6 protein-coding genes are annotated in these 6402 nt (G+C 43.9%); 2 read left to right on the top strand and 4 right to left on the bottom strand.

Annotated elements, in window-relative coordinates:
• Positions 1-228 precede the first annotated feature (228 nt).
• On the bottom strand, positions 229-1515 hold the full coding sequence (gene serS / locus I3248_RS10130; RefSeq protein WP_238063575.1) for a serine--tRNA ligase: 1287 nt from the start codon (positions 1513-1515) through the stop codon (positions 229-231).
• 241 nt (positions 1516-1756) lie between these two features.
• Between serS and I3248_RS10125 the strand changes: the two genes are divergently transcribed.
• On the top strand, positions 1757-2416 hold the full coding sequence (locus I3248_RS10125; RefSeq protein WP_025643833.1) for a YcxB family protein: 660 nt from the start codon (positions 1757-1759) through the stop codon (positions 2414-2416).
• Between the two features lie 304 nt (positions 2417-2720).
• A complete protein-coding gene (locus I3248_RS10120; protein ID WP_238063573.1) occupies positions 2721-3209 on the top strand; it encodes a Dps family protein in 489 nt (162 codons plus the stop codon).
• Positions 3210-3335: 126 nt separating this feature from the next.
• Here the strand turns inward: I3248_RS10120 and I3248_RS10115 are convergent, their stop codons facing one another.
• The 3 genes from I3248_RS10115 to I3248_RS10105 form a co-directional block, all read right to left on the bottom strand.
• Entirely contained in the window at positions 3336-4079 is a 744-nt protein-coding gene (locus I3248_RS10115) for a DUF2057 family protein (RefSeq protein WP_238063571.1), read from the bottom strand.
• Positions 4080-4168: 89 nt separating this feature from the next.
• Entirely contained in the window at positions 4169-4972 is an 804-nt protein-coding gene (gene hda / locus I3248_RS10110) for a DnaA regulatory inactivator Hda (protein WP_025643839.1), read from the bottom strand.
• Between the two features lie 166 nt (positions 4973-5138).
• Positions 5139-6245 (bottom strand): AI-2E family transporter, encoded by a 1107-nt coding sequence (locus tag I3248_RS10105; protein WP_238063569.1) that lies wholly within the window; start codon positions 6243-6245, stop codon positions 5139-5141.
• Between the last annotated feature and the right edge of the window lie 157 nt (positions 6246-6402).

The following is a 6402-nucleotide window of genomic DNA, read 5'->3' as shown; positions in this document are numbered from 1 at the left end:
TCGCCTAAAAAATAGTCGCTGTCAGTGCCATGGTCGAATGTTCAACACGCCCTAGATAAATAACAAGATATTTAAGTCAGGGGCAATATTAACATATTTGCGATAACCCTAGCTAAAAATGCGCTGACAGGAGCGTTTGCATTTCGCAATCACTCCTATTGGTTTTATTAAATGACAGACATGTAGATACATAAATAGGCAGAATCGATAGATAGGATAAAGCGCTACTTATACTGCAATCGTCTCAGCGCCGCCCATAAATGGACGCAATACTTCAGGAATCGTAATGCTGCCATCAGCGTTTTGATGATTTTCCATTACCGCGAGCAAAGTACGCCCTACTGCTAGACCTGAGCCATTTAAGGTATGTGCCAGACTGGTTTGCTTACCGTCTTTAACCCGCGTGCCCATACGGCGTGCTTGGAAGTCGCCGCAGTTTGAGCAGCTAGAGATTTCACGGTAGGTCTCTTGGCTCGGTAGCCACACTTCGATGTCATAAGTCTTTTGCGCGGCAAAGCCCATATCGCCGGTACATAGCATAACGGTGCGGTACGGCAAATTGAGCTGCTGCAAGATATATTCTGCTTGCCCCGTCATCGCCTCTAGCAGCTCATCTGATTGCTCAGAGGTGGCGATATTGACCATCTCAACCTTTTCAAACTGATGCTGACGGATCAGGCCGCGTGTGTCGCGCCCGTGCGAGCCGGCTTCACTACGAAAGCACGGCGTGTGCGCGGTGAACTTAAGCGGCAGCTCTTTAACATCCAAACGCTCACCGCGTACTAGATTAGTCATTGGCACTTCAGCAGTCGGAATCAAGTAAAAGTCGGTGCCGTCGTTATTAGTATGGTTAGTCAATTTAAACAGATCATCTTCAAACTTAGGCAACTGACCTGTGCCTTTTAGGCTCTCAGAATTGACAATATAAGGTACATAAGTCTCAAGATAGCCGTACTTAATAGTATGAGTGTTCAGCATAAACTGAATCAGCGCGCGATGCAGCTGCGCCAATTGGCCTTTTAGCACATTAAAGCGGCTACCTGTTAGCTTCGCAGCAGCTTCAAAATCAAGCATCCCTAGTGTCTCACCGATATGGGTATGATCCTGTATTTCAAAATCAAACTCACGCGGGCTACCCCAGCGGCGTACTTCTACGTTATCGTCCTCTGACTCCCCTACTGGCACATCGCTAGCTGGAAGATTAGGGATTTGTAGCGCCGCCTGATTGATGCGCTCTTGTAGACTACGTAGCTCGTCTTCGGCGGCCTTAATCTCACCACTGACGCTTTGCATCTCAGCAAGTAGCGAGCTTGCATCTTCACCGGCCTTTTTGAGCGCGCCGACTTGTTTGGCTCCCGCATTGCGGCGCGATTGCAGCTCTTCTGTTTTGACCTGCAAAGACTTACGCTCTGACTCAATCGTTTGCCAAAATTCTATATCTAGCGGATAACCACGCGTGGTCAATTGCTGCTGTAAATCAGTTAAGTCACCGCGTAAAAGTTTGGGGTCTATCATAAGAATTGCCTGTCGCGCTATAAGTTAGATGAGTAAAACTAAATGGTTGCTATGATACCAAGACACAGCGGATTTGACCACGTTTTCGCATAGTTTTGCGACAGATAACGATAGATAGGCGAATCTATTTCTTTTATAGGCGCTTTTCGGTAAGATAAGCACCTACCGATATCCTTCTTTAGCCCATTATAGTGTGCCAAAGTCGTCTAACACTTTTTATCTGAGTATCTGAGAACCTTTTATGGCCCTGTATCCCTATACGCTGCAACCTATCGCCCTCAACTTGACGGAAGCTGAATTTCAGCAAGCCCAATACGAGCTATTTACTAATGCAAGCCCCTCTTTTGGTCTAAAAAGTCTAAAAATGAAAGAGTGGATCATTATAGGGATAGTCGTCCTCCTAGCCATCGCTGGACTGGTCTTTTTGACGGGCTACTCAACGATTATTTTTTGGCTAATGCTAGTATCCGTAGTCATCTATTTGTTGGTTCGGACCCTTGGCTTTAAATGGTACGTCAAAAAAGAGTTTGAAAAACAAGTGTCAGGGCAAGAGATGCCTGATGAGATGCGCCAAATCAAGCTTGGCGTACAAAAGCATGGCCTAGTGATGGCGATGCCTGCCAATCAGCCTGATCTGATGCAAAACCCGCAAATGCGCGGTATGCAAATGCGTGCCGGCGCAACTCAGCAAGCAGTGATACCTTGGAGCGCGGTCAAGAGCTGGGATGAGACTGATGACTATATCTTTATGATGTTTGAGATGAAAGGTCAGCAAGGCAGTCAAATTATACCTAAGCGCTTAACTACGCAAAAATTCCCTATCGATACGGTACGTCAACATCTACAAGAAGTCGTTCCTATTCGCGGTCTAAACCCCGAGAGCTTACAGCCTCCTGCTTAGCGCATTAGCTGCACTAGTTAAAGCTGTTAGTAGTTATCACTTTTTTATGTTTTATAAAACTCATCATATTGGTTTATTTAATTCAATTAACCTAACCACCTACCTTTGCTATGATAGGAGTCATTAAAGAGGCAGGAGCTAGCAGACGGGTTTTGCTACTGTCTGCTTAATAAGATAAAATAATTTTGATTAAAATGTAAAAAATAATCACCAATATTTTTAATCGTACTTTAATTACAGTTTTTTTAGCATAGTCTTTAAATACAGTTTTATAAATTAACACTCACATTAAAAGGATAATATTATGAGTAATCAAGATAACACTACTAATCAGATTGGCCTAGAAAGAGCAGATATGAGCGCTGTCGTTGAAAAGCTTAACAGCTTACTATCGAGCTATCATATGTTTTATATCAACGTACGCGGCTATCACTGGAACGTTAAAGGCGAACACTTCTTTTCATTGCATGAGCAGTTTGAAGATCTGTACACTAACTTGCAAGTAGAGATCGATGAGATTGCCGAGCGCATTCTAACTCTAGGTAAAACGCCACTACATGCTTATAGCGACTTTGCTCAGCATACTAGCATCAAAGAAGACAAAAACGTCCATGATGGTAATAGCTGCGTCAAAGGTGTAGTTACAGGTTTACAAACGCTTATCGAAGAGCAGCGTAAAGTATCAGCTCTAGCGGAAGAAGCGGAAGACCAAGGTACTGCTGACTTGCTTGATGAGTATGTGCAGCAGCAAGAGAAGCTAGTATGGATGTATAACGCATTTTTAGGCAAATAGCATTATACAAGTCGTGTTTAGTAATCAGTTATGCACAAAAAAGCACCTATAGAATTAGGTGCTTTTTTTATATCTAAATTTTGGCACAATGATTGCTATCTACAGTAGCTTACTGATTATAATCGCCTATTCTTGTACCCATTGGCGTATTTTTGCGCGCTCGTTTGGCGTTGCTTGTAACCAAAGCTGCATAAAGCTATCTAGAGTATTGGTGCTTTGCACTGATGCCGCTTTTGTAGCGGGTGCTACGCTATAAGTACTCGTGGCTCGCGTAGTTCCTGTAGTCGCCCTTGTCGGTTGTGGCTGAACTGCAGGTGCAGGTGATGGCTGGTCAATAGCAGCGATAGCGCGTTGGTTTTGCATCTGCGCATCTTCGCCACCGCCAAATACGCCGCCAATCGCTTTACTCAACCCAGAGAAAATTCCGCCACTGTTGCCAGCTACGCTTTGTTGACTGGCGATAATGGTATTGTTTTGCTGCACAGCAAGCGTTGGCTGTTTTGCATACTCTTTAGCAGCTTTGTAATCCTCTGGCTGGTTTGGCATAACCAAACGATAGGTCTGATTGTCCGCCATTTCAGCGACAACACTGACGTTACCCGAACGCAGATAGTCATGCTCATCACGAGGAAGATTATACAGACGATCGTATTTGGCTGTTATCGCATGCTTACCCGGCTGTAGCGTGAAGCTTTTGATCAATGGCTGAAAGATACTTTGAGAAATCTCTTGCCCATTAATCGCGGTAACCTTGATATTGTCATCCACGAGCAGCGTCACGTCGGCATGCGTTAGCATAGATACTGAGCTTGCGGCCATCAGTAACGTACCGACGGATAGTTTTTTGTATAAAGAGGCTGAGAGTGTCATAAGATATCCTATCGATAGTAAAGTTGTTTTATAAAATACAATACTGTGTGCAATGAACTGTTTTGTGCAATAAAAATATGAGTATAAGGTTAGAAGTCGAGTGGCATCGTCTGATTGTCATCAATCGCCGCTTGACTATCGACTTGGGTTTCTTGACTGATATCCGCCAGCTCAGCGGCTAAGGTCTGCTCATCGATCGTACGCAGAGCATCGCTGATGACTGCTTTTGAGATATTACTGCGGCCTAAGTTTGAAAACATAGGCTGTATGTAATTGAGCACTTCCATCATCGCCCCAATACGATGCGGACCTTCTGTGAGCAAATGAGTCAAAATACGCTCATCAAACTGCCAACCGCGCCGGCGCAAGATAGATTCTAGCAGCGCTTGACGATCGACCAACTCATGGCCATCAGGGACCTTGAAGCTTGGCGCCTGAGACAACCTAGTGAGTAGATCGGTCAGTTGAAATGGCAGCGTGCTTGCAGATTTGTTAGCAGCAAATAATAGCTGACGTTGGCCCTCTCGGCTGCGATTGATCAGATGAAACAAAGCCTCTTGCCACTGAGTACTATGCTCTAGAACATCCAAATCATCAATAGCGATAACATCAAAGTTCTCTAGCGAAGATAGGACATTGACATCGGTATTGACTAGCTCATTGAGCGAAAGGCAAATGGCTGATTTATCGATATCGATAAACGACTCGCAGATAGCAGATAATAAATGGGACTTGCCAGTAGCAGGGCTGCCAAATAGGTACAACTGACCTATCAGGCCGACATGAAGCTGCCGCACTGCATCGATGATAGACATCCAACCGGGACCTGAAAAGTCGCTGAGACTCGCATCATGCTTTATGTCCAGATTGAGACTTAGCTGTGCTTGCGCCATAGATCGTCAACTTAGTTTGGATAACACGGTAAAACGGTATTGAGAAACCATATCTTCTAAAATTGTGTTATAAACACTGCGCCTATATATACCATACTTCTAAAATGACTGACAAGTGCTTTACTCTTTTTAGCCATAGCAAAGAAGGATATGTTCTCAAATAAGATCATTCTTTTTTGAATAGATCCAACTGAACGCGGCCTTTATAAAAGTCAGTCGAGCGATAATAAGCATAGAGATGCCTAAATAGCACATTGATTACCGCTGATACGGGTAGCGCAATAAGCATACCAACGAAGCCTAATAGGCTTGCCCCTGCCAACACCGCAAAGATGACCCATAGCGGCGATAGACCGATTTTGTCCCCTAGTAGTAGCGGCTGCAGCACATAACCTTCAGCGGCTTGACCGACCAAAAAGGCTCCCACAATCAACGACAGATAGAACCAATCAAAGCCAAACTGAAATAGTCCCGCGATAATGGCAGCAATAAAGCCCAAACCAAAACCTAAATAGGGTACGAAGCTTGCGATACCAGCGACCATACCAATAGTGAGTCCCAACTCCAAACCGATCAGCTGCAGCTGTACAGCATAAATAGCGCCTAGTAACACCATAACCAAAAGCTGCCCTTTAATAAACTCCATTAAAGCGCGATCACACTCTTCAGCAATAGTAATCACTTTTTTGCTATACCCTGCCGGTATGGCCATCTTCCAGTTATGAATACGCTGATCCCAATTGAATAAAAAGTAGAACGTCAAAATAGGTACCAACACAATTAAGCCGGCATTATTGACAAACCTCATCCCCGAAGAAAGAATTTGACTCATCCATGTGCTCGCATCAGAGATGTTGTAATGCGTCTGCATATAACTGACCAAGGTCTCAGAAAAGCCTTCGATCTGCAATGCCGGCAGTAGTATGTTGGTATTGCTCACAAACCAGTCGCGAACCACATCATTATACCAACCCAAAATCCTCGGCAGATACTCCCAAGCTGCTTGTAATTGGTACCACAACGTCGGTATCAACCACCACAACAATAGCGCCATACCTACCGTAATTGTGGTATAGACGACGATAATTGCAATCCAGCGTTTAACGTATTTGCTCAGCCGCTTTACTAACGGGTTAAATAAATAGGCCAGTACAAAGGCGACAAAAAAAGGGATGATGACAGGCAGCATCAGCTTTAATAAAAACAAGGCTATAACAATAATGACGACGATAAATAGACGTCGAAAAAAAGGATCTATAGGCTGGGATGTCATTATTAATGATCCTATAAATAAGGGATGGTTAATGCGCTTATAAGCGATAAAAGCTAAGCAGTCTAATGATGAGAGTTTTTTTAGTAACTTCTAAAGAGTAAGACTGACATTATCGCAAAGTAATCATAAAAAGCGGTGAGATTTTTGTATCGACCAC

Source organism: Psychrobacter sp. Ps3, assembly GCF_022129275.1.
In the GTDB taxonomy this organism is placed as follows: Bacteria; Pseudomonadota; Gammaproteobacteria; order Pseudomonadales; family Moraxellaceae; genus Psychrobacter; species Psychrobacter submarinus.
This window is presented reverse-complemented; position numbering and strand designations above follow the sequence as displayed.